At 45.0% G+C, this 25235-nt stretch carries 18 protein-coding genes; 9 read left to right on the top strand and 9 right to left on the bottom strand.

The annotated features are described in order from the left end of the window. Positions 1-43 precede the first annotated feature (43 nt). From MHO32_RS11260 to MHO32_RS11245, 4 genes are all read right to left on the bottom strand, one after another. Positions 44-403: a T6SS amidase immunity protein Tai4 family protein gene (locus tag MHO32_RS11260; protein WP_038898695.1), complete on the bottom strand. Its 360-nt coding sequence runs from the start codon at positions 401-403 to the stop codon at positions 44-46. A 215-nt stretch (positions 404-618) separates the two neighbouring features. Then, on the bottom strand, positions 619-2295 hold the full coding sequence (locus MHO32_RS11255; RefSeq protein ID WP_239211880.1) for an alkaline phosphatase D family protein: 1677 nt from the start codon (positions 2293-2295) through the stop codon (positions 619-621). A gap of 291 nt (positions 2296-2586) precedes the next feature. Further along, complete coding sequence (locus MHO32_RS11250; protein ID WP_005444488.1) at positions 2587-2964, bottom strand: hypothetical protein; 378 nt, start codon at positions 2962-2964, stop codon at positions 2587-2589. A gap of 402 nt (positions 2965-3366) precedes the next feature. Continuing rightward, positions 3367-5721: a helicase-related protein gene (locus MHO32_RS11245; protein WP_239211878.1), complete on the bottom strand. Its 2355-nt coding sequence runs from the start codon at positions 5719-5721 to the stop codon at positions 3367-3369. 228 nt (positions 5722-5949) lie between these two features. Here MHO32_RS11245 and MHO32_RS11240 point away from each other — a divergent pair, with 228 nt between their 5' ends. The 3 genes from MHO32_RS11240 (at position 5950) to MHO32_RS11230 (ending at position 10155) form a co-directional block, all read left to right on the top strand. Further along, positions 5950-7638, top strand: coding sequence for an NAD-dependent malic enzyme (locus MHO32_RS11240; protein WP_005444490.1), 1689 nt, complete (start codon positions 5950-5952; stop codon positions 7636-7638). Positions 7639-7804: 166 nt separating this feature from the next. Beyond that, positions 7805-8539 carry a SanA/YdcF family protein gene (locus tag MHO32_RS11235; RefSeq protein ID WP_009700901.1) on the top strand — a complete coding sequence of 245 codons (735 nt, stop codon included), beginning with the start codon at positions 7805-7807 and terminating at the stop codon, positions 8537-8539. A 245-nt stretch (positions 8540-8784) separates the two neighbouring features. After that, on the top strand, positions 8785-10155 hold the full coding sequence (locus MHO32_RS11230) for an SLC13 family permease (protein ID WP_009698107.1): 1371 nt from the start codon (positions 8785-8787) through the stop codon (positions 10153-10155). Between the two features lie 196 nt (positions 10156-10351). Here the strand turns inward: MHO32_RS11230 and MHO32_RS11225 are convergent, their stop codons facing one another. Further along, on the bottom strand, positions 10352-11689 hold the full coding sequence (locus MHO32_RS11225) for a GGDEF domain-containing protein (RefSeq protein ID WP_017188153.1): 1338 nt from the start codon (positions 11687-11689) through the stop codon (positions 10352-10354). A gap of 340 nt (positions 11690-12029) precedes the next feature. On the opposite strand from MHO32_RS11225, the gene MHO32_RS11220 reads away from it, so the two are divergent. After that, positions 12030-12854: a DUF2797 domain-containing protein gene (locus MHO32_RS11220; protein WP_050906986.1), complete on the top strand. Its 825-nt coding sequence runs from the start codon at positions 12030-12032 to the stop codon at positions 12852-12854. A gap of 79 nt (positions 12855-12933) precedes the next feature. On the opposite strand, the gene MHO32_RS11215 is transcribed toward MHO32_RS11220, so the two are convergent. Continuing rightward, entirely contained in the window at positions 12934-14169 is a 1236-nt protein-coding gene (locus tag MHO32_RS11215; RefSeq protein ID WP_239211871.1) for a cysteine desulfurase-like protein, read from the bottom strand. Next, positions 14153-14812, bottom strand: coding sequence for a 2OG-Fe dioxygenase family protein (locus MHO32_RS11210; RefSeq protein WP_005444497.1), 660 nt, complete (start codon positions 14810-14812; stop codon positions 14153-14155). The genes MHO32_RS11215 and MHO32_RS11210 overlap by 17 nt, the downstream gene beginning before the upstream one ends. A 368-nt stretch (positions 14813-15180) precedes the next feature. Here MHO32_RS11210 and trxB point away from each other — a divergent pair, with 368 nt between their 5' ends. From trxB to cydC, 3 genes are all read left to right on the top strand, one after another. Then, positions 15181-16140, top strand: a complete 960-nt coding sequence (trxB, locus tag MHO32_RS11205; protein WP_005444498.1) for a thioredoxin-disulfide reductase — start codon at positions 15181-15183, stop codon at positions 16138-16140. A 103-nt stretch (positions 16141-16243) separates the two neighbouring features. After that, complete coding sequence (gene cydD / locus MHO32_RS11200; RefSeq protein WP_239211868.1) at positions 16244-18031, top strand: heme ABC transporter permease/ATP-binding protein CydD; 1788 nt, start codon at positions 16244-16246, stop codon at positions 18029-18031. Beyond that, positions 18024-19745 carry a heme ABC transporter ATP-binding protein/permease CydC gene (cydC, locus tag MHO32_RS11195; RefSeq protein ID WP_038898863.1) on the top strand — a complete coding sequence of 574 codons (1722 nt, stop codon included), beginning with the start codon at positions 18024-18026 and terminating at the stop codon, positions 19743-19745. Before cydD ends, cydC begins: the two co-directional genes overlap by 8 nt. A gap of 260 nt (positions 19746-20005) precedes the next feature. Here cydC and MHO32_RS11190 read toward each other — a convergent pair whose 3' ends face one another. Both MHO32_RS11190 and dsdX read right to left on the bottom strand, forming a co-directional pair. After that, the gene (locus MHO32_RS11190) at positions 20006-21337 is read right to left on the bottom strand and encodes a D-serine ammonia-lyase (protein ID WP_239211856.1); all 1332 of its coding nucleotides are present in this window, start codon (positions 21335-21337) and stop codon (positions 20006-20008) included. Positions 21338-21352: 15 nt separating this feature from the next. Further along, complete coding sequence (gene dsdX / locus MHO32_RS11185; RefSeq protein WP_026138392.1) at positions 21353-22690, bottom strand: D-serine transporter DsdX; 1338 nt, start codon at positions 22688-22690, stop codon at positions 21353-21355. A gap of 208 nt (positions 22691-22898) precedes the next feature. Between dsdX and dsdC the strand changes: the two genes are divergently transcribed. Both dsdC and MHO32_RS11175 read left to right on the top strand, forming a co-directional pair. Beyond that, a complete protein-coding gene (dsdC, locus tag MHO32_RS11180; RefSeq protein ID WP_038898864.1) occupies positions 22899-23846 on the top strand; it encodes a DNA-binding transcriptional regulator DsdC in 948 nt (315 codons plus the stop codon). Between the two features lie 182 nt (positions 23847-24028). Beyond that, on the top strand, positions 24029-24979 hold the full coding sequence (locus MHO32_RS11175) for a helix-turn-helix domain-containing protein (RefSeq protein WP_009698116.1): 951 nt from the start codon (positions 24029-24031) through the stop codon (positions 24977-24979). The last annotated feature ends 256 nt before the right edge of the window (positions 24980-25235 follow it).

Raw genomic sequence — 25235 nt, 5'->3', positions numbered from 1 at the left:
GTGACGGCCCTACTCCCCTAAGGGCCGTTTTTCTTTCCGAGATTTAATCATAAGTCGTGAGTCGCTGGACTTGTTCTGAGTGTGAGAAGTCGATGCAATAAGCGAGCTCTACCGTCCCTCCTCTTTTCGCTTGATACTGTTCTACCGCCTTACGGTCAATGAGTTCATGAATACCTGCAAACACTTCTATCGATAGATCTGAAAACTCTACGTACCCCTGCATTGCCACTCTCGCGTCTTTTGCCACTTCTGTTTTTGGATAAAACGTGGCGATGCACGAAGCAAGAGCAAAGTTCGTCAACAACTGCTCGTTACTGTGATTTTCAAGCGGACTTGCTCCTACCAATAAACTGTAAAACCAACCGACACATCCTAACCAGACGCTATTTTTCAATGTCTTCATCCTTGAGTCTCATCCAAAAAGTTTAAACTTTAAGCTAGATGCAACCTAACGCACCTTTACGTCTCATTGCACCCAGCATTTGGAATTTGCGACACATTCGAGGAAAGTGATTGTTCATTGGGAGTGAGGACGTCATATGTAATCAAGCCAGCAACGACCTTGCTGGCTTAAGGTTAACGTTTAAGGAATTCGTTCAAGGAGAATGAGTTGAAACCCTATTCAAGAGCGAGCGTGACACCATCTGTTGTTGATGCCATCTTTGTGGTCACTTGGTAGTTTTTATCTTTAACACTAGAGAGCATGTACCAAGTAGATTGCGCTTTTTCCGGTGTAAAGGTTACACGCATAAAGCCACGCTGTTTAATGTCTGTCCATTGCAACTCAGAAACCAAATGCGGCAATGTGTACTCCATTTGTGCGATGGCAACGGGCTCTAACGCTAAGTATTCTTCTAAACCCGGAGAGCTAACCGAACTTGTCGCAAACTCGACACCAACAGGGTTATTAGATACATCCTTTAACTCACTGGTCCATGCATTGTGCGTATCACCAGCTAAGCAAACAAAATGACCTTCACTCGCTTTTGCAATCTCATACACTCGCTCTCGCTCAACATAGTACCCATCCCAAGCATCGAGGTTATATGGCAGCTTAATCGTATCTGAGCTTGGATCAGCGAGGTAATTTGAAATCGCACTGTTCACCGCGAGAAGAGCATCCATTTTCTGCTCGTCTGTGGCATTGAATAACTGAAACATTGCTAACATAACCGAGCTTGGAAGCTCCATACGCGACATAAGAACTTGCTGCCCAAGAATATTCCATTTGGCGTCTTGGCTGTTAAACGCGTTCATCAACCAAGCCAGTTGTTCAGTACCAAGTAACTCCCTATCAGCACTGCGTGATTGCGCTACGAGTCCACCAATCGCATCCATTGTCGGTGCACTAAGCGAAAAGTAGTCCAACGGCTGATCTCGCCCAACTAAGCGAGTATCGAGCATCATTAGGTTGATCAAATCACCAAACGAGAACTGACGATAAATCAACATATTCGAAAAGGTATTCTCGCGAACAGGCAACCACTCAGTCCATGCTGCGGCAGCGGCGGCGCGTCTGTCGACAAAACTGCCTTCATTATCTTGATGGTTTTCTGCACCATTTTTCCATGCGTCATTTGCAAGCTCATGGTCATCCCAAACCGCAATCATTGGCAATGCAGCATGCAAAGCTTGGAGATCTTGATCTTGACGGTATTGAGCATAGCGCTTTCGATAGTCATCTAAAGTAATGCATTCGGTACCTTTACTTGGCTCACGCCCCAACCTAGCTGCATCTTCACTAGCATAACCACCAGCACCATATTCGTAGATGTAATCACCAAGGTGCAAAACTACATCGAACGACTCTGTTTGATGCTGTTTGAGAATCTCCTTATAAACGTTGAAATAACCCGCGGGATAATTTGCGCAAGACACGACAGCCATGGATGCTTTATCTACGCTGCCTTCAGGTAGAGTTTGTGTCATCCCAACGATGCTAGTGGTCTCGCCCACCATGAAGCGGTAGTAATACTGAGTACTCGGGTTGAGGTTTTGCACATCCACCTTAACCGTAAAGTCTCGACTAGTGTCCGTGGCGAAAGTACCGCTTTGCTCAACGGTTGAAAAATCTTCTGATCTTGAGACCTGCCATGTTACATCCACATAACTGGCGGCGGTGGTCACTCGAGTCCAGATAATCACTTGAGTTTGGGTCGGGTCGCCGCTGGCCACACCGTATTCGAATGATCCCGTGGGAGTCGCATCGCTATCATCGCTACCACAGGCGGTAAGTGTTGTTGCAACGGCTCCTGAAGAGACGGCTTTTATGAAATCTCGACGAGACAATGACATAGTAACTTCCTTTGTTATTGTGTTTTTATTAACGCGCTCGTTCCTGCACGATTTAACCAGCCAATAGACGCATTATGCTTCTTTGGCTAATTACTCTAAAAAACATTAAGTTAGAAGGTAGTTATGACAATTGCATTTCTTGATGTTACATTTTTGTTAATTTAAGTGTAAATACTCTATATTCATCACACTTCCAACAAATCATGAAGGTATTTATAAATCTGATAGGTAAAACAAAAAAAGCGACCTTTTGACAGGTCGCTTTTGTGTTTGGGGATCGTTCCTTGGGTGTTAGAGCCTCAAATTCAGCACATCTTGCTCGGCAGTTTCTACTTTTAGTTTGCTTCGAGATTCAATGTACTCAATCTGCTTTGAGTCTAACGAATAAGGCATAACTACACGTAATTCATGGATCCCTTCATGTTTTGCTAGCTTCACCAACATCACTAGATTGGATTCATCACTCTGACGTGAAGACATCGATTTTAAGGCAGCATCCCAAAGGCGATCCTCTGGTAAGCTCAACTCCGCGATGTTCTGTTTCCACATCAAGCCAAAAATGGGAGCGATGGTGGCGAATGCCTCCAAGAAGGTCCACTTCTTACTTCCCGTTGCCCCTAGGAAGCTTGTGTAGTCGAATTCAATGCATGTCTTTCCTTGTTGCTCCATCCTATGCCTCGACACTCTGAAATGAGATATACAAAATATCGTTCAATTACTTTGATATAGCAATAGGATATAAAACAATGGTCTTTTATGCCCTAATTTAACCTCAAAAGGAAATATTAAAACCAGCTTTGTAACAAATGGAGTACAGCTTCGCCATATATAAGCATTCAATTGATTAATATTTTAAACGACGAACTAAAACTACGGTGTGCCAAGGCATGCCAGTGGATGATGACTATTAAGTTCAAAAGACGAATATCGAGTCCTACTTGAGTTTGTGATTAGTCATAATCTATCGAGGTTTCTCCGTAGTCGTGATACCCCTGCACATACAGACCTAAGATGTCATTAGAGTACAAGGTGTCGCTTAGTTCGATTCCGCCTTTACTGTTCCGGTTTAGGTTATTTTACATCGAGCACTCGGCTGGCTTTCTTATATTGCACTTTCCAGCCTGACCATCGTGGTAGCTCCCAGCGTTTTGGGTCACCTTTCCGGTTACCTTCTGTGTAGATGACATGAACCAATTTACGTGACACAAAGTACTCTACGTCGAGTTTTAGTTCAGCTAACACCAGCTTAAGTGGAAACTGTTCTGCAAAATCTTGATATTCCCAATCTGGAATACCTTCGAAAGGGATATCATCCGCGTCAAACAGTTCGATGTCTTCTACACTTTCGACACCAAGCGTTTCCAGCTGTTCGACCAGCCAAGTAGAAAAAGACAAATCATCAAGCATGCTTTTATCAACAGGAGTTTGGTTTAACCCGAGAGCGTTATAGATCTTCCAATGCTGAATTTGTTGCTTTCTTAGTGGCGCAAATCCCGGCAATAGCGCTTGTTCATCAATCATCTCAACAATAGACTGAACCGCTACTTCTCCTTGAAGTGCTTGGTATTCAGTACAAATGGTTCGCCCTGCATAGATCAAATGCATGGTCGCGCGCGGGACTTCTTCTTCATAATTGGTTTCGCCTTGCTGCCATTCGCCAAGTTCTAATTCACGTAGCAGCGCCAAGGAAACAGGTAACATCACAGATGCAAGGTTAAGCGTCTGCTTTACGCCTCTTCCGGGGACACTATGGCTATCGAGTACCAATGCTGCCTCACTTTTATCAGAGAAGCGGCTATTGCGACCGACCACCATTTCCATCAAGCCATTGCCCAAAGCGTCACGGCGTCGTTCTCGACGAACGAAGACCAGCTCAGGATGCAACTTGGCGATTGCTTTGGTCAGTTCATCACGTTTGTATCGCGATGCTACGTCAAGTTCTGGCAATTCAAACACTTCTCGCATCTGTTTCGCCAAGCCTTGTGCTTCTTCAAGTACGCTCACATCAACATTAACGCCGGGAAGTTGCTCTCCTCTCACCAAGCGAATCATCAGCGACGCATCACAACCAAATGGTTCTTCTTGCGCTAGGGCTTCGGCAGACTCACCGCCTTGCAATTGATGCAACTGAGCAGGAACAGAGAGTGCGGCAGCTAAGTCGATCATCGCTTCTTTTTCTGATTTGGTTTGCATACGAGTGACTAAATCAGCAAACAATGCGTCAATAGGTAAGGGGTAAACTTTTTTACCATGCTCGGTTACATCACCTTGTTGGTCTATCGCTTCCATACCTCGCAAGGTTTGGCTCGCGGAGAGCAGCGATTTTTCAGGTAACACATCAAGAAATTGAAGTTCGGAAAGTCTATAGCCGCAACAAGCAGCCGCAAGCATAGGCTCCACAAGTTCTTCACGATGTAATTCGGGTGGGGTAACCAATTCTAATGGCGCATGTTCACCAAACAGACGAATACACGCCCCTTCTGCAACACGACCAGCACGCCCCATTCGCTGAGCGGCACTGGCTTTGGAGATATGAGTTAATGTCAGAGCTGTGCGTCCGTTTCGTTGCACCGTTCTGCGTTCCAAACCACTGTCGATCACCACGCGGATATTGGGAATGGTCAGCGAGGTTTCCGCCACGTTGGTCGCTAAAACCACTTTGCGTTGATTTTGTACCGTTAATGCACGGTGTCGCTCTTCATCACTCACCGAAGCATGTAGCTTCACAATCATTACGTCATTGATGTTTTGCAGCATTTGCGCGCATTGAGTAATTTCTTTGCGACCCGGTAAGAAAACGAGAATATCGCCCTCTTCGTCTTCCAGCGCTTCCTTCACTGTTCGAACGACATCATTCTCGCAACCCTTTTTGTTCGGCAAGTAACGGCTATCCAGTGAACGATGGGTAACGGTAACAGGAAAACAACGACCTTCCGATCGCAGCCGTTTGGCATCCAAATAGCTCGCCAGTTTTTCACCTTCTAAGGTTGCTGACGTCACGATCAAGCGGTGTTGCTTTTCTTGCTTTAAAATCGCCGTAAGGAGATCAATGTCCCAGCGACGCTCATGAAATTCGTCCACCATCACGATATCGAAGCTAGCAAGCTTGTCTTCTGCGAACCAACGTAGTGCAACACCAGGCGTCACAAACACGACTTTGGTGTTTTCATCATAGTGAGCGTGAAGCTTAATCGCGTAACCAATCTGCTTCCCTAACGGTTGACCAGATTGATCAGCAAGAAACTCTGCCAATGACGTACATGCGATTCGACGCGGCTCAATGACCAATACTCGACCATGATTAGCAGACCAAAGCGGTAAACGCGTAGATTTACCAGAGCCCGTTTCGGCTTCTACCACCAAATGGTGGTGATTCACGAGTTGGTCAAATTCAGCTTGTAAGCTATCGATAGGCAATTGAGACATAACAAATAAGAACGTGATAATGGATTGCGGGGCATTATACCTGAGTGAGAAATTCCTGCTTTAGGAATCGATTTCATGGTTATGTTTTCTTTCCAGTGACGATATTTTCGTCGGGAACTGAATTTTTTTGCGACATTACGTTGATGTACATCAACGAATGTTTACAACTAAATAGTGAACCCGTTAGAATTTTGCACGCATCCTTCAACCCTACATTTAAGGCACCCAATGAACAACGACAAGCGCCCACTCTATATCCCATATGCGGGTCCGGCTCTTTTAGCGACTCCTCTATTGAACAAGGGCAGTGCGTTCTCTGCAGAAGAACGTAGTTCATTTAACTTGGAAGGTCTTCTACCAGAGACAACTGAAACGATCCAAGAACAGGTAGAGCGTGCGTACCAACAGTACAAAAGCTTTGAAAGCGACATGGATAAGCACATTTACCTGCGCAACATCCAAGATACAAACGAAACGCTATACTACCGACTAGTTCAAAACCACATTTCAGAGATGATGCCTATCATCTACACACCAACTGTTGGTGCAGCGTGTGAGAACTTCTCAAATATCTACCGTCGTGGTCGTGGTCTATTTATCTCATACCCGAACCGCGATCGTATCGATGATCTGCTAAACAACGCAGCCAACCACAACGTTAAAGTTATCGTAGTGACTGATGGCGAACGAATCTTGGGCTTGGGTGACCAAGGTATCGGCGGCATGGGCATTCCAATCGGTAAACTTTCTTTATACACGGCGTGTGGTGGTATCAGCCCTGCGTACACGCTACCAATCGTACTGGATGTAGGTACTAACAACCCGCAACGTCTAGCAGACCCAATGTACATGGGCTGGCGTCATCCTCGTATCACGGGTCCAGATTACGATGCGTTTGTTGAAGAGTTTATCCAAGCAGTACAACGTCGTTGGCCAGATGCGCTAATCCAGTTCGAAGACTTTGCACAGAAAAACGCAATGCCGCTTCTAGAGCGCTACAAAGATCGCATCTGTTGTTTCAACGATGACATTCAAGGTACAGCGGCGGTAACGGTAGGCTCTCTACTAGCAGCATGTAAAGCGGCAGGCACTAAGCTTTCAGATCAACGTATTACTTTCTTGGGTGCAGGTTCAGCAGGTTGTGGTATCGCCGAAGCGATCATCGCACAAATGGTGTCGGAAGGGATTTCTGATAAGAAAGCGCGTTCACAAGTTTACATGGTTGACCGTTGGGGTCTATTGCAAGAGGGTATGCCTAACCTTCTTGATTTCCAGCAACGCTTGGTTCAGAAGTTCGACAACACAAAAGAGTGGGAAAATGAAGGAAATGGCTTCTCACTTCTTGATGTGATGCACAACGCGAAACCAACAGTGCTGATCGGTGTATCGGGTGCTCCGGGTCTGTTCAGTGAAGAAGTAATCAAAGAGATGCACAAACACTGTAAGCGTCCGATCGTGTTCCCATTGTCGAACCCAACTAGCCGTGTAGAAGCAACGCCAAACGACATCATTCGTTGGACAAACGGCGAAGCATTGGTTGCAACAGGTAGCCCATTCGAGCCAGTGGTTCATGAAGGTCGTTCTTACCCTATCGCACAATGTAACAACAGCTACATTTTCCCGGGTATTGGACTTGGTGTTCTGGCGGTAAATGCGAAGCGTGTAACCGATGAAATGCTGATGGAATCAAGCCGAGCGTTGGCAACATGTTCGCCATTAGCTATCAACGGCAACGGTGCCCTACTTCCACCACTAGAAGAAATTCATTTGGTATCGAAGAAGATTGCATTCGCTGTTGCGAAGAAAGCAATTGAGCAAGGCGTTGCGCTAGAAATCACCGATGAAGCGTTAAACGACGCCATTGACCAAGCGTTCTGGCAGCCTGTTTATCGCCGTTACAAACGCACAGCATTCTAAATTTTGCTACGCTTTGTATAATAATTAGCCCTCGCATTGCGGGGGCTTTTGTTTTTTATGCTTTTTTTTCTCATCCTAACCGTATTTTGGCATAAATGGGCTTCTCTCTCTTCATTTCTATCAGATATGATGAGGGATACACATTGAAATAAGGACATCGAACGTTTTGCTGTTTTCCCGCATAAAGTCAAAGTGGAAGCTTAAATTCTCATGGAAGCGTCTGGCTTTGGTTTTGTCGATCTCTTTAATCGGTCTCCTCGTCACCGTTATCGCCATAGACCGTTGGGTTGTGCTACAAGCACAAGAACAAATTTTTACCGACTACGAGCAAGTACCTGAGCATGAAGTCGCCGTTGTTCTTGGTACCAGTAAATACATTGGTAAGGTGCTCAACACCTATTACACACACCGAATCAATGCGGCTATTGAGTTGTACAAACAAGGCAAAGTTAAGCAATTTTTGTTGAGTGGGGATAACGCTCACCGCTCTTACAATGAACCTTGGACGATGAAACGAGACTTACTGAAAGCTGGTGTGCCGGAGGAGGTCATCCATCTCGATTACGCAGGATTTCGTACTTTGGATTCGATTGTTCGAGCAAAGAAGATTTTTGCCTCTGAGCGCTTCCTAATTGTCACACAGCGATTCCACTGTGAGCGTGCTCTTTTCATTGCCGATGCATACAATATCGACGCGCAATGTTTGGCAGTAGCAGGTCCAACGGCAAGCAAGCAAAAACTCAACATGCGCACTCGTGAACTTATGGCTCGTGTAAAAGCATTCTTAGATCTGTACGTAATGCATACTCAACCGCGCTTTCTTGGTCCTCAAGAGCCAATCGTTGCCGTGGAAGAGGTACCAGAAACCATCGATAACGAACGTAATATCCCTGTGCAGTAAACTCTATGAGATGTCGTTTATTTCAACCACTCAGCCATGCATTACACACCGATAACAATTCATTAAAAGTAAATGGGTAGCTTTCTACCCATTTCTAATTCCCAACCTCACACTTTCTTGCTCGACCGTCGATTCAGACAAAATTACCTTTCGCATTCGCAGTAACATTTAATCAATAAATAACTACAAGTCAGTTACTTTGCCATAAAAAACCAACACTAAGGCAATGCAAAAGGAGCACAACCATGACCGCACTCGCTGTGACATTGAAGAACTGGTTCTTCACTCGCAACAGCATGATATTAACGTCTAATGTCCTGCTATTCGCTATATTGTTCAACACCCTACCCTTTGATCCTCAAGTCGTAACTGGCTTGTGTATTTTGATTTTCGTAGCTGTACTTTGGTTAACGGAAGCAATCCATGTGAGCATCACGGCCCTTTTGATCCCGCTACTCGCGGTATTTTTAGGGGTCTTTAATACGCAAGCCGCACTGAACAACTTCTCTAACTCGATCATCTTCTTGTTCTTGGGTGGATTTGCTCTTGCCGCTGCCCTTCATAAACAAAAGCTCGATCAAGCCATCGCCGATAAAGTGTTGCTCATCGCACGCGGTAAGATGTCAGTTGCTGTGTTTATGTTGTTTGGTGTTAGCGCGGGTCTCTCAATGTGGATTTCAAACACTGCAACCACAGCCATGATGTTGCCATTGGTTCTAGGTGTAATGAGCAAACTGGATGCGAAGAAAAGTCACAGTACCTACTTGTTCGTTCTACTGGGCATTGCTTACAGCGCCTCTATTGGTGGCATTGCAACGCTAGTTGGTAGCCCACCGAACGCTATCGCAGCGGCAGAAGTCGGTTTGAGTTTTACAGAGTGGATGGAACTAGGTTTACCAATTTCATTGATTCTCATGCCTATCGCTATCTTGGTCCTTTACACCATGACTAAGCCTGATTTGAGCCACAAGTTCGAACTTGACCACCAGCCTGTTGAGTGGACAAACGGCAAAATGATCACGCTAGCAATCTTCCTATTGACGGTTACTTTGTGGATTTTCAGCAAACCAATCAACGCGATGCTAGGTGGCTTTGCTAAATTCGATACCTTAGTGGCAATCGGTGCAATTCTTTTGCTTGGTGCGTCACGAGCAGTGGAATGGAAAGACATTGAGAAAACCACCGATTGGGGCGTACTGATCTTGTTCGGCGGCGGTATCTGTCTGAGCAATGTGCTTAAAGCGACAGGAACAAGCGTATTCCTAGCAAATGGTCTAGCTGGCTTCCTAGAGCAAGCTGGCGTGCTACTGACTATCTTAGCCGTTGTCGCATTCGTCGTTTTCTTAACTGAGTTTGCAAGTAACACGGCGAGTGCTGCACTGTTGGTGCCCGTATTTGCAACCATTGCTGAGGCTCTTGGTCTATCGCCAGTGATTCTATCTGCGCTAATCGCTGTTGCTGCGTCTTGTGCCTTCATGCTTCCAGTAGCAACACCACCAAATGCTATTGTTTTTGCAACGGGTCATATTAAACAGAAAGAAATGATGCGAATTGGTATGGTTCTGAACATCGCATGTATTGGTGCACTAACGCTGTTCGCTTGGTTGTTCTGGTAACAACGAGGTTCTGGAAAAACGCAGAGAGCTACATCATGCGCAGCTCTCTGTCGTCAAAGTCTAGCACTACAGCTGCTGTTCTCGGTAATCATATGAATACCTAGCTACTACCCCATAGTCATGTTCAGCAGTTTCCCTTTTGGTGGTCGGTCGGCCACCTTTTTTCTTCTCTGTATTTCTCTGTCTAAGGCTGGATTTAAGACGCCACATCTGACTTCATTTGCATGCCGTAATTCACTTCGATTCGGTTGCGACCATTGCGCTTAGCTAAGTAGAGCACTTCGTCTGCACGAGCCATCGTCTCAGAGACTCGTTCATTTTGCATCTGAGCGACACCGATACTGCACGTCAAAGGTTCACCATGAACCCACAAGTGACTTTCAACATTCTGTCTTATGACTTCTGCTTTTTTCACCGCTTGTTCCACATTGGTGTCAGGGCAAAAAACCACAAACTCTTCCCCACCCCATCGAACCAGGCGATCTTCGGGTTGAATCGAACTTGAGATTACCATGACGAACTCACGCAGAATATCATCACCCATCTGGTGACCGTACTTGTCGTTCACACGTTTGAATTTATCTAAGTCCATATACAAAATGGAAAATGAGTCGTGCCCCCATCGAACCTGTCGAGCTTGCTGTTCTAGCCAACTTTGTACCGCATGACGGTTCATCGCTCCAGTCAATGCATCACGGTGCGCCAGTTCAGCGAATTCATAATTTTGCGCACGTAACGTGTTGTTAACTTTCTCTAGATGACGATGACGTTTTTTCGCTTTGTTGTAAGCCATTTTGTTCTTTCGCATCTCGTGCAGTGAAAATGCCAAACCTAATGCCATCCAGGAGAACAATAAAACAAACAACAGCGTTGATTGCTGGACGTACGCACCTTCAAACTCAATTTTGTCGATCACGATCTTATGTTTACCAAGCGCCGCACCTGCACCTGTCGCTAAATCAATGCGTGTAATGTTAGAAAACTCCGGAGCAGAGTGCTCAATAGCAACATCATTGTCATTCAACCACCATGTCATGACTTGAAGGTTCTTAATTGGAATCTCAATAATCTCACTGAAATCGGAAGGAGAAAACTGCATACCATTGTATTTAATGGTGTATTCATCCGTTGGTATTGAGTAGGCAGAGTTAAAGTTTCTTAAATACAAACGTAGATTTTTGCTTGGGCTTTGCCCATCACCTGCAGCCTCGTAACGGATCTTCAAACGGACCGTGTGGTAACTAGAAAGATCCAACCCCTTGGTTGCTTCTTTTACATCGGTGTACACGGAAATTCCACAGTATGGCCATGCGTACTTACTCTCTTTGAGATCACAATTTAAAGTCAAACTGTGGTTTTGATAGGTAATATCTGACTCACTCAGACCGCCCGCAATAGCGTCATTGGTTACATGGATATTGAACTTATCTGGTGTAACTTCAAGTTTGCGGGTGTCACCAAGCAAGCTATATAACGCCACCAAACTGATGGTGCATATCGATAATGCAAAAATTAATCTATGTATCCATTTCATCACGACCAACCTAGTTACTGAGTATCATTCTGTTTATATCGACCAATGTACTGAATGTTATTTCACTTTTCAAATAAAGTTATTTATCAAGCCAAAAAGCGATTTTTAACTCAAATTCTCACTATTGATACATTACATATGGTTATACAACATGATCTTGCTCCAAAGTAGCCTGTGTATTTTCATTTAAGTGCTTGTGCGAAGCACTTCAAACCCTAATAGAGCACATCGATTAAAAAACCAACAAAGAACACTCAAATCCCGCAACTTCGCTCCCTCTTCCTGCCTATCGAGCCCGGTTCGGTATATACTGTGCAAAAACACAATAATGAGTAATGTCATGTCAATAATTGCTACTGGTACGCTAAGTAAGATGCGTGCTTCTCTAGACGGTGCCGTAAGTTACCGTTTACCTGTCGGTGATGAAGAAGTGGATCTAAGCCCGTTTCTTGGTCAAACACTTACCTTGACTCACACTGGCAACATTTACTGCTGCTCTTGCGGTAAGAAAACTAAGAAAAGCTATTCTCAAGGCCACTGTTTTGTTTGTATGAAAAAGTTAGCGAGTTGCGACATGTGCATCATGAAGCCAGAAACTTGTCACTACGAGCAAGGTACCTGCCGTGAACCTCAATGGGGGGAAGAGAATTGCATGGTAGACCACTTCGTTTACCTGTCGAATACGTCAAGCTTGAAAGTTGGTATCACACGTCATACTCAAATCCCAACCCGCTGGATCGATCAGGGTGCGACGCAAGGTCTACCGATCTTCAAGGTGAAAACCCGCCATATCTCTGGTCTGATTGAAGTAGAATTAGCGAAACACATTGCCGATAAGACGAATTGGCGTACTCTATTAAAAGGTGATGGAGAACCAATTGAGCTACAAGAGCGTTTTGTAGAGCTACTGCCATTGGTGGAAGATAAAATTGCAGAGATTAAGCAACAATACGGTGATGATGCTATTGAAGTATTAAGTGAGAACATCACTTCCCTGAGCTACCCAGTTCAGCAACATCCAACAAAAATCACCTCACACAACTTTGATAAGAACCCTGTCGTCACTGGCACGCTGCAAGGCATTAAAGGTCAATACCTAATCTTTGATACTGGGGTGATTAACGTACGTAAATTTACTTCGTATGAGATTGAAGTGAGCGAATAAGCCTCGATTAATTGAATTTAGAGAAACGAAAAAGCTCGAGCCAAGTGCCCGAGCTTTTTGTTCTTTGAGTTTTCGATTCTTACGCGTCGAGTATGCTCTCTAACACATCAAATAACATATCGATCTCAGCTGTGGTGTTGTAGTGCATACAACCAATTCGCACCACGCCACCAGATTCTTCGAGCCCCAATTGGCGAACCAACCCGAGTGCATAGAAGTGCCCGTTCCAAACGCAGATATTGTGTTCCCCCAACGTTTTAGCAATAAACTCTGGAGCGTATTTATCAAACGTAAGAGCAAACGTGGGTGTCCTCAGTTGGCTACTTTCATCGTTAATACCAAACAGATTCACCCCATCAAGCGCACTCAGACGCTGTAAGAAATGCGCACTTAATTGCTGTTCATGCTGATTATATAACGCGTAGCTTTGCTCTAAACGCTGACGAAGTGATGCACCTTCATCACCAAATTGCGCTAAGTATTCGATAGCAGCAGTCACGCCTGCTAAACCTTCAAAACTCTGCGTTCCTGTTTCGAAGCGTCCTGGTCCAATATTCGTTGCAGGTTCCACTTTATACGGTTTGATACTGTGCAACCATTGGTCAGCAATGTAAGCGATACCGACATGTGGTCCAAAAAACTTATATGCGGAACACGCCAAGAAATCACACCCTATAGCTTGCACATCGACTAAGTGGTGCGGCGCATAATGAACAGCATCCACATAAACCTGAGCACCAATGCGATGCGCCAGTTCTACCACTTGATGAATGTCGACAATTGAGCCGGTGGTATTCGATGCGTAAGTCACAGCGACTAAGCGAGTTTTTTCGCTCAGCAGACTTTGCAGATGTTCTAGATCTAACGTACAGTCATGTTCGTTGATTCTCACTTGGTGAACAATGACGCCTTTGTCTTCTGCGGCTTGCTGCCAGCTCGATACATTGGAGTAGTGATCTAATGCCGAGACAATGATTTCATCTCCCTCTTTCCAATCGCGACTGATCGCACGGCTTAATTGGAAAGTCAGTGACGTCATATTGGCACCAAAAACGATATTACCGGATGAAGGTGCATTGAGCAGTGCTTGCGCAGACTCACGAGCGGATTGCATAACGTCAACCGTCGCTTGACTCGAGAAATAGTGCCCACCGAGATTAGAGTTAAAATGCCCAAGGTAACTCACCATACTGTCTAACACCGACTGCGGTACCTGTGAACCGCCAGGACCATCAAAAAACGTTACTGGACGGTTGTTATGGTATTGCGCCAATGCCGGAAACTGCTCTCGAATTTGATTAAGATTGAAGTTCATTTCGTTTGTCCGTCGCTGTCAGTACAAATACATCCATGTGACCTTCTTGATCATTAATCACTGAGCGAATTGGAACGGCGTTGTGCCACAGTTTGCTGTCTGCCAGCATTGCAACTTCCCCATTCTCCAGCACTTTACGGAAGAAAGGCGCTTGATTGTGGCTGCTGTAAAGCATGATGTCCCCGCCCATGATGTTGTGACGTCCCACGCCGACAAGCGCGATATGGTCAAAGCCATCTTGGTGCACGCCTTCGGGAGCAACTTGAGTTTCATCATAAATCGCTGTGATTCGAATCTGGTGAATTTCGATTTCCTGACCTTCTGGTAGGTGATTAGCATTAACAAACAACGCGCACATTTCACGGAAGCCGTCACTTGAAAGAATACCTTTCTCAATCGGCTCAAATTGACGAACGACATCACCTTGAAAGCGGTTGATATCCGATGACTGAACAAAGCTGTTCTTATTTAAATCAATCACTTGACCATTTTCAAACCCCACGACGGAGTAGCGGCGTAAACGATACTGACCATCGGCATGTTCTGTCCGAGGTAGTCCTTCAAAGGAAGGAGAAAGTTGCTCAATCGCGGCCATGCTGAGCTGAGTTAAATGTAGGGTGTTCTCACGTGAATGTAACATCATTGGCTCCTTTAATGAGGCACATCTAGTTTGTTTTGATTAACATTTAATTTACATTCTAGGATACGCAAATATTCTGCAATTACCAGAATTTGACGTTGATAGCTTCAACAAAAACAAAAAAACAACATACATATCTAATATTTTGTAAAATATCAGTCTAAACATTCAGAATGGAGCATTCACCACATTTGAAACTAGAACTCTCCACTATGAATAGAATTTTATTCTGGAATGGCACACTCGATGATAAACATCAGCAAGTTCTAACCTATAACCAATAATTCGGTTGGCTCCTTTCGTTTATGCTTTTAAAGCACTAAGAATTTCCATACAATCGGAGAAAATGTTCAGCCCTCTATGGAGCCATAATGAGCGACGTAAAACACTGTAAACTATTAATTCTTGGTTCTGGTCCAGCAGGTTACACCGCAGCAGTCTACGCAGCGCGTGCCAATCTAAACCCTGTGCTTGTGACGGGAATGCAGCAAGGTGGTCAGCTAACGACCACAACAGAAGTAGAAAACTGGCCTGGTGATGCAGAAGGTCTTACTGGTCCTGGTTTGATGGAACGCATGAAAGAGCACGCAGAACGATTCGAAACAGAAATCGTGTTCGATCACATTAACGAAGTGGAATTGTCTCAACGTCCATTCCGTCTAAAAGGTGACTCTGGTGAGTACACTTGTGATGCGTTAATTATCTCTACCGGCGCATCAGCAAAATACCTAGGTCTTGAATCTGAAGAAGCGTTCAAAGGCCGTGGTGTATCGGCATGTGCAACCTGTGATGGTTTCTTCTACCGTAATCAAAAAGTAGCGGTAGTGGGTGGTGGTAACACAGCGGTAGAAGAAGCGCTTTACCTATCAAACATTGCCTCTGAAGTTCACCTGATCCACCGTCGCGACTCATTCCGCGCTGAAAAGATCCTCGTGAAGCGTCTGATGGATAAAGTAGAAAGCGGTAACATCATTCTTCATACTGATCGCACTCTAGATGAAGTGCTAGGTGACGACATGGGCGTTACTGGCGTTCGTATCAAAGATGTGAACAGCGGTGCGACCGAAGATCTCGAAGTAATGGGCGCATTCATCGCAATCGGTCACCAACCAAATACACAGATCTTTGAAGGTCAGGTAGACATGAAAGATGGTTATATCATCGTTCAATCTGGTCTTGAAGGAAACGCAACACAAACCAGCATTAAAGGTGTGTTCGCAGCGGGTGATGTGATGGATCATAACTACCGTCAAGCTATTACCTCTGCAGGTACTGGTTGTATGGCTGCACTGGATGCAGAACGTTTCCTAGACGCACTTACTGACAAATAACTTTTCACATTTGTGTCATATCCTTAAAGCCCAGCGGTATTCCCGCTGGGTTTTCTTTTGTATACTACCGCCTCATTAAAACAATTATCATTAAGCCTTCACGATGGATAAGAAAAAGCAAAGCAGCTTGAATAAGTGGCTTAAGCAACAAAGTAAGTTAGCCAAGCGCTGGCTGATGGTTGCGATAGGCCTAGGCGTACTATCAAGCGTGTTTTTATTGGCTCAAGCAGCCCTGCTCGCCTCCATTCTCCACCAGTTAATCATTGAGCATGTCGACAAAAGTGAACTTGTTTGGCACTTCGTCGGATTAGGTGTCACCGTTGTTGGTCGCGCGGCCTGTACTTGGGGACGCGAAATTGCGGGATACCGTTGTGGTGAACAAATCCGCGTTTATATTCGTCAACTGATTCTCGATAAAGTCCACCAACTTGGTCCTGCTTACATCAAAGGCAAGCCAGCGGGCAGTTGGGCAACTCTGATTTTAGAGCAAGTAGAAGATATGCAAGATTTCTTCTCTCGCTACCTTCCACAAATGTCGTTGTCTGTATTGGTGCCTTTCATCATTCTGGTGGTGGTCTTCCCTATTAACTGGGCAGCGGGTTTAATTTTCCTAGTAACTGCGCCATTGGTCCCAATGTTCATGGCCTTGGTTGGTATGAAAGCCGCTGACGCAAACCGCAAGAACTTCAAAGCGCTACAACGTCTTTCTGGGCATTTCTACGACCGCTTACAAGCGATGACAACGATTCGTTTGTTCGATCGCACTAAGTCAGAAACCGAGACATTAAAAGGGGCATCAGAAGTCTTCCGTACACGTACGATGGATGTCTTGAAGATTGCCTTTCTATCTTCTGCCGTGCTTGAGTTCTTCACTTCGATTTCAATTGCGATTACTGCGGTATACTTCGGTTTCAGCTACATCGGTGAACTGAACTTCGGCTATTACGGCGCTGGCGTAACCCTCTTCGCCGGTTTGTTTATTCTTATCCTTGCGCCTGAATTCTATCAACCACTGCGCGATCTAGGCACTTTCTATCATGCGAAGCAGCAAGCAGTCGGTGCAGCAGAAAGCATCGTTGAGTTCTTAGAGCTAGACATTGACCAAGTGAAAGACGGCAATAAAGTCGTTGAGCAAAACGCAGCGATTCACATCGAAGCCAGTGACCTTGTTATCTTCAGTCCAGAAGGCAAACAACTCGTCGGTCCCCTAACCTTCTCTTTAGACGCCAACCAAAGCACGGCATTAGTTGGCCCTAGTGGTGCAGGTAAAACCAGCTTAGTGAACACCATCCTTGGCTTTATGCCATACAAGGGCAGTCTGAAAGTTAACGGTTGTGAATTATCTGAGCTGGACTTGTCTACATGGCGAAAAGCCATCAGTTGGATTGGGCAAAACCCGATGCTTTTACATGGCAGCATTCGTGACAACATCACCTTGGGCAAGCAAGATATTCAAGACCAACAAGTCCATTCAGTACTCAACGACTCTCACGCCGCAGAGTTTGTTGAAATGCATGGCTTGGATTACCAAATTTCTGACCGCTCCGGTGGTCTATCTGTCGGTCAGGCACAGCGTCTTGCACTTGCGCGTGCGATGCTACAAAACGGGCGTTTTTGGTTACTCGATGAGCCAACCGCCAGCTTGGATGCTCGGAGCGAGAAACTTGTGATGGAAGGCATCGGTAAATACACCGAATCCACCACTAACTTGATGATCACTCACCAATTGGCACCACTGCAAAATGTGTCTCAGATTTTGGTGATGCAAGAAGGTCAAATTGTCCAACGTGGTGATTACGAAACTCTGGCGTCTCAAGATGGTTTATTTAAAGAAATGTTGGCTGCCAACCTAGCTCAACGTGAATCAGACAAGGGGAACTTAGATGCGTGATTTACTCCCTTATCTAAAACTGTATAAAAAGCACTGGTTTGGTTTGTCGCTGGGTATGCTACTGGCTTTCCTAACACTGGCCGCTTCCATTGGTCTGCTAACCTTATCAGGCTGGTTTATTTCGGCCGCTGCTGTGGCAGGATTGACCATAGCTCGCGAGACCTTTAACTACATGTTGCCTGGCGCAGGTGTTCGTGGTGCGGCAATGGCACGTACGGCTGGTCGTTGGGGTGAACGAGTGGTTAGCCACAATGCAACCTTCAAGCTACTAACGGATCTACGTATCTTCTTCTTCAAGAAGCTTGCGCCGTTGATCCCCGGTCGTGTTTCGACTTTGCGTGATGCAGACTTGCTAAACCGTCTAGTGGCGGATGTAGATGCAATGGATCATGTTTATTTGCGTCTTATCAGCCCTGTGATTGTTGGCGTATTCGGCATCTTGTCGCTAACCGCAGTGCTTGCTTTCTTTGACTGGCATCTTGCCCTATTGCTTGGCGGTATTCTAACGGTAATGCTGTTAGTGTGGCCGGTACTGTTCTACAAACTGGGTAAGCATAACGGCGAACATCTGACACAAAATAAAGCACAGCTACGCGTGGCAACATTAGACTGGTTGCAAGGTTACAGCGAACTAAGCTTATTCGGCGCAGAAGAGCGCTACCGCAATGTGATTCTTGAGAAGCAAAAACAACTGCTATCCAACCAGTTTGTCAACGCGAACCTAACGGGCATGGCGTCTGGCCTGCTGATGCTAGCGAATGGTTTAACGCTCGTTGCGATGCTGTGGTTTGCTGCGGATGGCGTTGGTGGTCGTGCGCCAGATCCTTGGATTGCGCTGTTCGCATTTGCCACCATGGCGAGCTTTGAAATTCTGATGCCAATCGCCGGTGCTTTCCAATACCTAGGTCAAACACTGACTTCAGCACGTCGATTAAACGAAATCACGCTAGCTGAACCAGACGTTATCTTCCCTGAACGTTCTAAACGCGAAGATAAGCCGTTAGATATTGAGTTCAGTAAGGTAGATTTCACCTACCCTGATGGTCAGCAAAAAGTACTGAAAGATCTAACGCTATCACTGCCACTGGGCTCGAAAACGGCGATTGTTGGTCAAACTGGTTCAGGTAAATCAACACTTATTCAATTGCTTTGTCGCTACTGGGATGTAAACCAGGGGCAAGTGAGCATCGGTGGCGCACCTCTGCAAGATTGGAGTGAATCTGATCTGCGCGCGGCAATCACAGTAGTAAGCCAACGTGTTGATGTTCTTAATGGCACATTGCGTGACAACCTGCTGCTTGCAGCCCCTGAAGCCACGGACGAGCAGCTAGCTGATATTCTGACCAAAGTGGACTTGGCGAATCTCTTAGAAGAGCCAGGATTGAACGCTTGGTTAGGTGATGGCGGACGTCAACTGTCTGGTGGTGAAAAGCGTCGAATTGGTATTGCGCGCGCTCTATTGCGTGATGCCCCAATCCTGCTTCTTGATGAACCAACTGAAGGTCTAGACAAACGCACAGAGCAAACGGTAATGGCACTGTTCAAAGAGCACTTTGCGAACAAAACCGTGGTATTTATCACCCACCGTTTGATTGAGCTAGAGAGTATGGACAAAATCTGTCTGATGGAGCAAGGCGAGATCATCGAACAAGGTAGCCACCAAGCGCTACTAGCTGAGAAAGGTCGTTACCACCAGCTATTACAATCTCTGTAGTCTGGAATTAACATAAACAAAGGGCTTATCCATTGATGAGCCCTTTTTTATACCAATCACAGTAAGCAAGTGTTCAGAGTTAACGCAGGAAAAACGCTTGAGAACAAGGCTAAAATTTTCGATAAGTAGTTACTCTACAATTAACTTACTTTGAAACGAAAAGTAAACAAAGTTATCAAGCGTTATAACCAGCTAGAATGACCAGCTATTTGCTACGATTGGTATTACTCTCGCAGTTCCCAAAGCAAGAGCAAACTCGATTATCGACCAGATTTCGCAAGGTACGCCGACATTTCAGCCTCTGGCACCATGCCACCACCCGTCGCCCAAACTAGGTGAATGGCGTTCTTCATCTTATCTTCACTAAATTGCATTCGAGCTTGGTAAACTTGGTCTTGTGAAACGTGAACTGCCCCCATCATGCCCGCCAACGCAGAAGGCTCTAAACGAATGTCTTCTTGTTCACTTAGCTCACCCAGATGATGGTACATGCGCTCATCCGTCATGGTGTAGTAACCATCAAGCAGTCTTTCCATTGCTCGTCCCACAAAACCAGACGCACGCCCTACCGCTAGACCATCAGCGGCAGTAATGTTGTCGATACCAAGATCTTGCACCGCGATGTCATCATGTAAGCCAGTATGCACCCCAAGCAGCATACACGGAGAGTGTGTCGGCTCCGCGAAGATACAATGAACGTGGTCACCAAATGCCATCTTCAAGCCAAACGCCACACCACCAGGGCCACCGCCCACCCCACAAGGTAGGTAAACGAACAGAGGGTGCTCCGCGTCAACGATGATACCCATATCATCAAACTGTTGCTTCAAGCGTTCGCCTGCAACGGAATAACCTAAGAACAAGGTCTGAGAGTTCTCATCATCAATAAAGAAGCAAGTTGGATCTTTCTCCGCTTCTTTGCGTCCCTGCTTTACAGCAACACCGTAATCTTGCTCGTACTCCACCACGTTTACGCCATGAGAACGCAGCTTGTTTTTCTTCCACTCTCGTGCATCCGCTGACATATGAACCGATACCGAGAAGCCGAGTTTTGCACTCATGATGCCGATAGACATACCGAGATTCCCTGTCGAACCTACGGCAATGCTGTACTGCTGAAAGAACTGACGAAACTCTTCACTGAACAATTTGCTGTAATCATCACTTTTACTTAGAAGCCCAGCTTCAATCGCCAACTTCTCTGCATGTGTTAGCACTTCATAGATGCCACCACGCGCCTTTATTGATCCTGAAATAGGCAAATGACTGTCTTTTTTAAGCATCAAACGTCCAAGAATTTGAGTGCCGTATTGCGCTTCCAAGCATGACTTCATCTTGTCGATTTCAACAACATTCGATTCAATAATTCCGTTAGAAGCCACCGTTTCTGGGAAGGCTTTCATTAAGTATGGAGCAAAGCGTTTTAGTCGTTCACTCGCGTCTTTGATGTTGGCTGCACCTAAACCAACGTACGGCAGACCTTCTTCAAGTGTGGTGATATTTGGGTTGAACCAAACCACCTCTTCTAACCCAATGAGTCGCTCAACCAAAGGGAATTCTGCTACTAGTGCGTTTACGTTATGCGTAGTCATTATTGTTTACCTTTATTAGATCATGTACGACAGAAGGAATGTGCCTGCTAATGCAACAAAAGAGGCAATGAATGTCGCTGTCGTGTAGTACTTGAAGATTTCTGTCATCGTGGCTCCGCAATATTGCTTCACCAACCAAAAGAGCGAATCGGTCACTATCGTACAACCAATTGCGCCAGAGCCTATAGCCAGAGTAATGATTTCTGGACTTACGTTCGGATAAAGTGGGAGTAATGGAGCCACAATTGCCGTCGCGCCCATCATGGCAACGGTGGCAGAGCCCACTGCCGCATGCAGAATAATCGCGACAAGCCATGCAAGAAGGATCGGATGCATATCGAGATTAGAAAGTAACTGTGCCAATACATCCGCCAAACCACTGCCCTTTAATACGCCGTTGAATGCACCACCAGCGCCAATAATCAGCAAGATGTTGGCAATCGAAGAAAATGCACCTTCCGTTTTCTCAAGCAGTACACTCATGCCCATGTTCTGCTTAATACCTAACATGTAATAAGCAACAAAAGCGGCGATAAACATTGCTGTAATTGGGTTACCGATAAACTCCAAAGTGGTGTACAGCGCACTGCCATGTTCCATATTGAGTTCTGCCGCCGTTTTTAACAGCATCAGCGCAATAGGTAACATCACGGTGAATAGCGTCGCCCCCAAAGATGGTAATTGTGATTCATCTTTCACTTCTAATGAGGTGAACTCTTCAGGTACGGTTTTGAAAGGTAGACGAGCACCCATCATCTTCAAGAACAGCGGACCGCCAACTAAAGACGCAACCAAACCTATGAGTAAGCCATAGAAAATCACAGAACCGATATCAGCACCAAGCTCATTGGTCACAAACAATGCGGCTGGGTGTGGAGGAACAATACAGTGCACTGCCATCAAGGCGGTACAAAGCGGAATGGCGAGATTTAAAAGTGAGGTATTGGTTTTTTTCGCAATCGAAAAAGCCAGTGGAATTAACAGCACCACGCCAACTTCCACGAATAGAGTAATTCCGCAAACAAGGCCGATTAACACCATAATGACTTCAGGTGATAGCCAGCGAATCTTTTGTAGGGTAAGCCCAATTCGCTCAGCCGCCCCAGACACTTCCATCATCTTGCCAAGTATGGTGCCTAAACCAATCACGACAGCAAGAAAACCAAGAGTGCCGCCAATGCCACTTTCGATAGCACTGACCATCTCTAAAGGTTGCATGCCCATCATCCCACCAACGTAAAAACTGGCGAGTAACAGCGCTAAAAAAGGATGGAGTTTAAACTTAACGATCGCAAAAACGATCATTAAGATACTCGTTATGAGGGTAGTAATGACCCAAAGGTTGGATTCCATGTTCAGACCTATGTTGTTGTTTTAATTGACTGCAATTAAACGAGGAATCCATAGCCCTGACAAACGATCAAAACTCACCTTTAGATGAAGTAAACTTAAACAAAAGCGTGATTTATACGACGTTTAGTGAATTTTTCGACCAATAGGTGAATCCAACTATAACAACGCCGTTATTATGTGTTCTATCAAGTTCGACTCAATAACGCACATGTACACCAGAGATAATATTTTCGCCAAGAACCAACGCATCAATAGTTTTCAACTTTCCAAGCTTCATACTTTTGAAGTGGCAGCACGACACTGTTCATTTTCTCTTGCAGCAGAAGAACTCTCCATGACGCCCAGCGCAATCTCTCACCGTATCAACAAGCTAGAAGAAGAACTTGGCATTGCCTTGTTTACCCGCTCTCACCGAAAAATCACGCTCACTGAAGAAGGGGAACGTATTTATCTCGCCTTGAACAGAACGCTCAACGAGTTAAACCAAGAGGTCATGGAAGTCAGAAATGGCGAAGTCTCCGGAGAGCTGACGATTTACTCCCGCCCTTCTTTTGCACAATGTTGGCTTGTGCCTAGGTTGTACCTATTTAAGCAAAAGCACCCTTCCATCGAGCTGAATATTCTTACTGGCAATGAGAACGTCAATTTCCAAGGTTATGGCATCGATGCCGCGATCTATTTCGATGAGCAAATGCCAGAAAAGTTGTGGTCGAAAGAATTGATGAGCGAAGAGATAATCCCGGTCTGCACTCAAACATATGCAGAACAATTTAACCTATTTGAAAAGCCAGCGAATTTGGTAAACGCCACCCTACTTCACGACAACCAAGCATGGGATTACAACTCCCATCACGATGAATGGACACTGTGGGCAAAGCAAAATGGCATAACAGACATTGACGCTATTCCAAGCATTTCATTCGACCGATCCGATTTAGCCGTCAGTGCTGCTATGCACAATGCGGGGGTTGCTATCGGTCGATTATCGCTGGTGGAAAAACGACTTAAATCCGGCGAACTGATCACCCCTTTTAGAAACCAAACTCTGCAATGCAAACAGAAATATTATGTCGTTACGGCTAACGAAAAACATTCTCGAAAGCTTGAGCTTTTTATTAACTGGCTAATTGAGCAAATCAGTATAACGAGAATATAAGAGAAAACGATTCAGAAGATCTATTACTTCACGCGCCGATTTCGCGTCACAAATAAATTTTAAGGCTGACTGAAAAACCAGCGCCTTCATTAGAAAGCGCTGATGCTTGAGCTTTGTCTGTCTCTCCCTATAATGACCCAACAATCAATACCCCAAACAGAACAAACTTGGTGAGGTAGTTAATGTTCGGTGATTATCTAAAGCAATTGAGATATCAACTTGGATTAACGCAAAGGGAGCTTGCGACAAAATTAAACTTGGCAAATCCAGAGTTTTCATCTGTGGATTCAGTCACTATTAGTCGCTGGGAAAGGAATGCAACGGCTCCTAAGACCGTCAAAGCAATTAAAGTGCTACGTGAGCTTACCTTAGATCTCAGACCTTTTTTGCTCTCTTTGCCTTCGCCGGAGAACGAAACGTTTTTGGACGATATCATTTATGAACGTTACTACTCACAAAAAGCACTATTACTTTCTTCTGGATATGAAGAATTAAAACCCCAAGAAGAAGCGCCTATTATCGAAGAGGCACTCTTTGCTCATGACATCGACACTCACCTCCCACGGTTGCATAACTTCTTCCTAAATGCCGATGCTCACTACCCAGGAATGCTGGACCTTGATTTCTTAGCATTAGATGAAGAAAACAAATTGATAGCCAAGGTGTATAGAGATAGTGAGTCCAACAAGGTAAAAGGACATTCAATTTCCTTCTTATTTAAAACAAAGGACCTCGACGAACACTTTACCAATCCTAACCAAACACTGCCATTTGAGCTCGTGCGGTCTTATTCGGAGCAGTATCAATTCGCCATGTGTTGTTTGAGTCGTTATGCCATGAGTGAACAAGTCTTCATGAAACTGCACCCAACGTTTGTGGATTACATCGCGAGCAAATCCAATATTACTGAGATTTACTACTATGCCTTCGATAACAAATTCAGTGATTATCTAGTGGACCTTGGTGCCAAAAAAGTCGCGTATGACAGCCCAGCTCGGACCGGCTCTGTCAAAATCGGTCGAAAAGCATATCGAAAGTGTTTATTGAAATTGGATACTGCCGTGCTGTTAGCTCAGCCAGCGATGATCTACCTGCTCCACCAACATCAAACCAACATGGCTGCTCAAAGATAAATATAAAATGACTATGCAACGTTATTAACGGCTTTAGTTCGTATATTCCTACGTATAAGAGGCTGAAATTCACCTAAAGAACACCATTCCATTAATACCTATTATTTTCTTATGAAATATATTCTCTTTGATGAACATTTCTCATTTTTAAGATAATGGCAAAAAATATTAGCTCGAATTAAAATTCAATTATTTTTGTTTGGACATTGATAAATAAAACAATAAAATCATTATTATTCATATGGTTATATGAATG

Source organism: Vibrio sp. MMH1-50 (genome assembly GCF_022347645.1).
Lineage (GTDB): Bacteria > Pseudomonadota > Gammaproteobacteria > Enterobacterales > Vibrionaceae > Vibrio > Vibrio harveyi.
The sequence above is the reverse complement of the archived record's forward strand: the minus strand, read 5'-3'. Positions and strand labels throughout refer to the sequence as shown.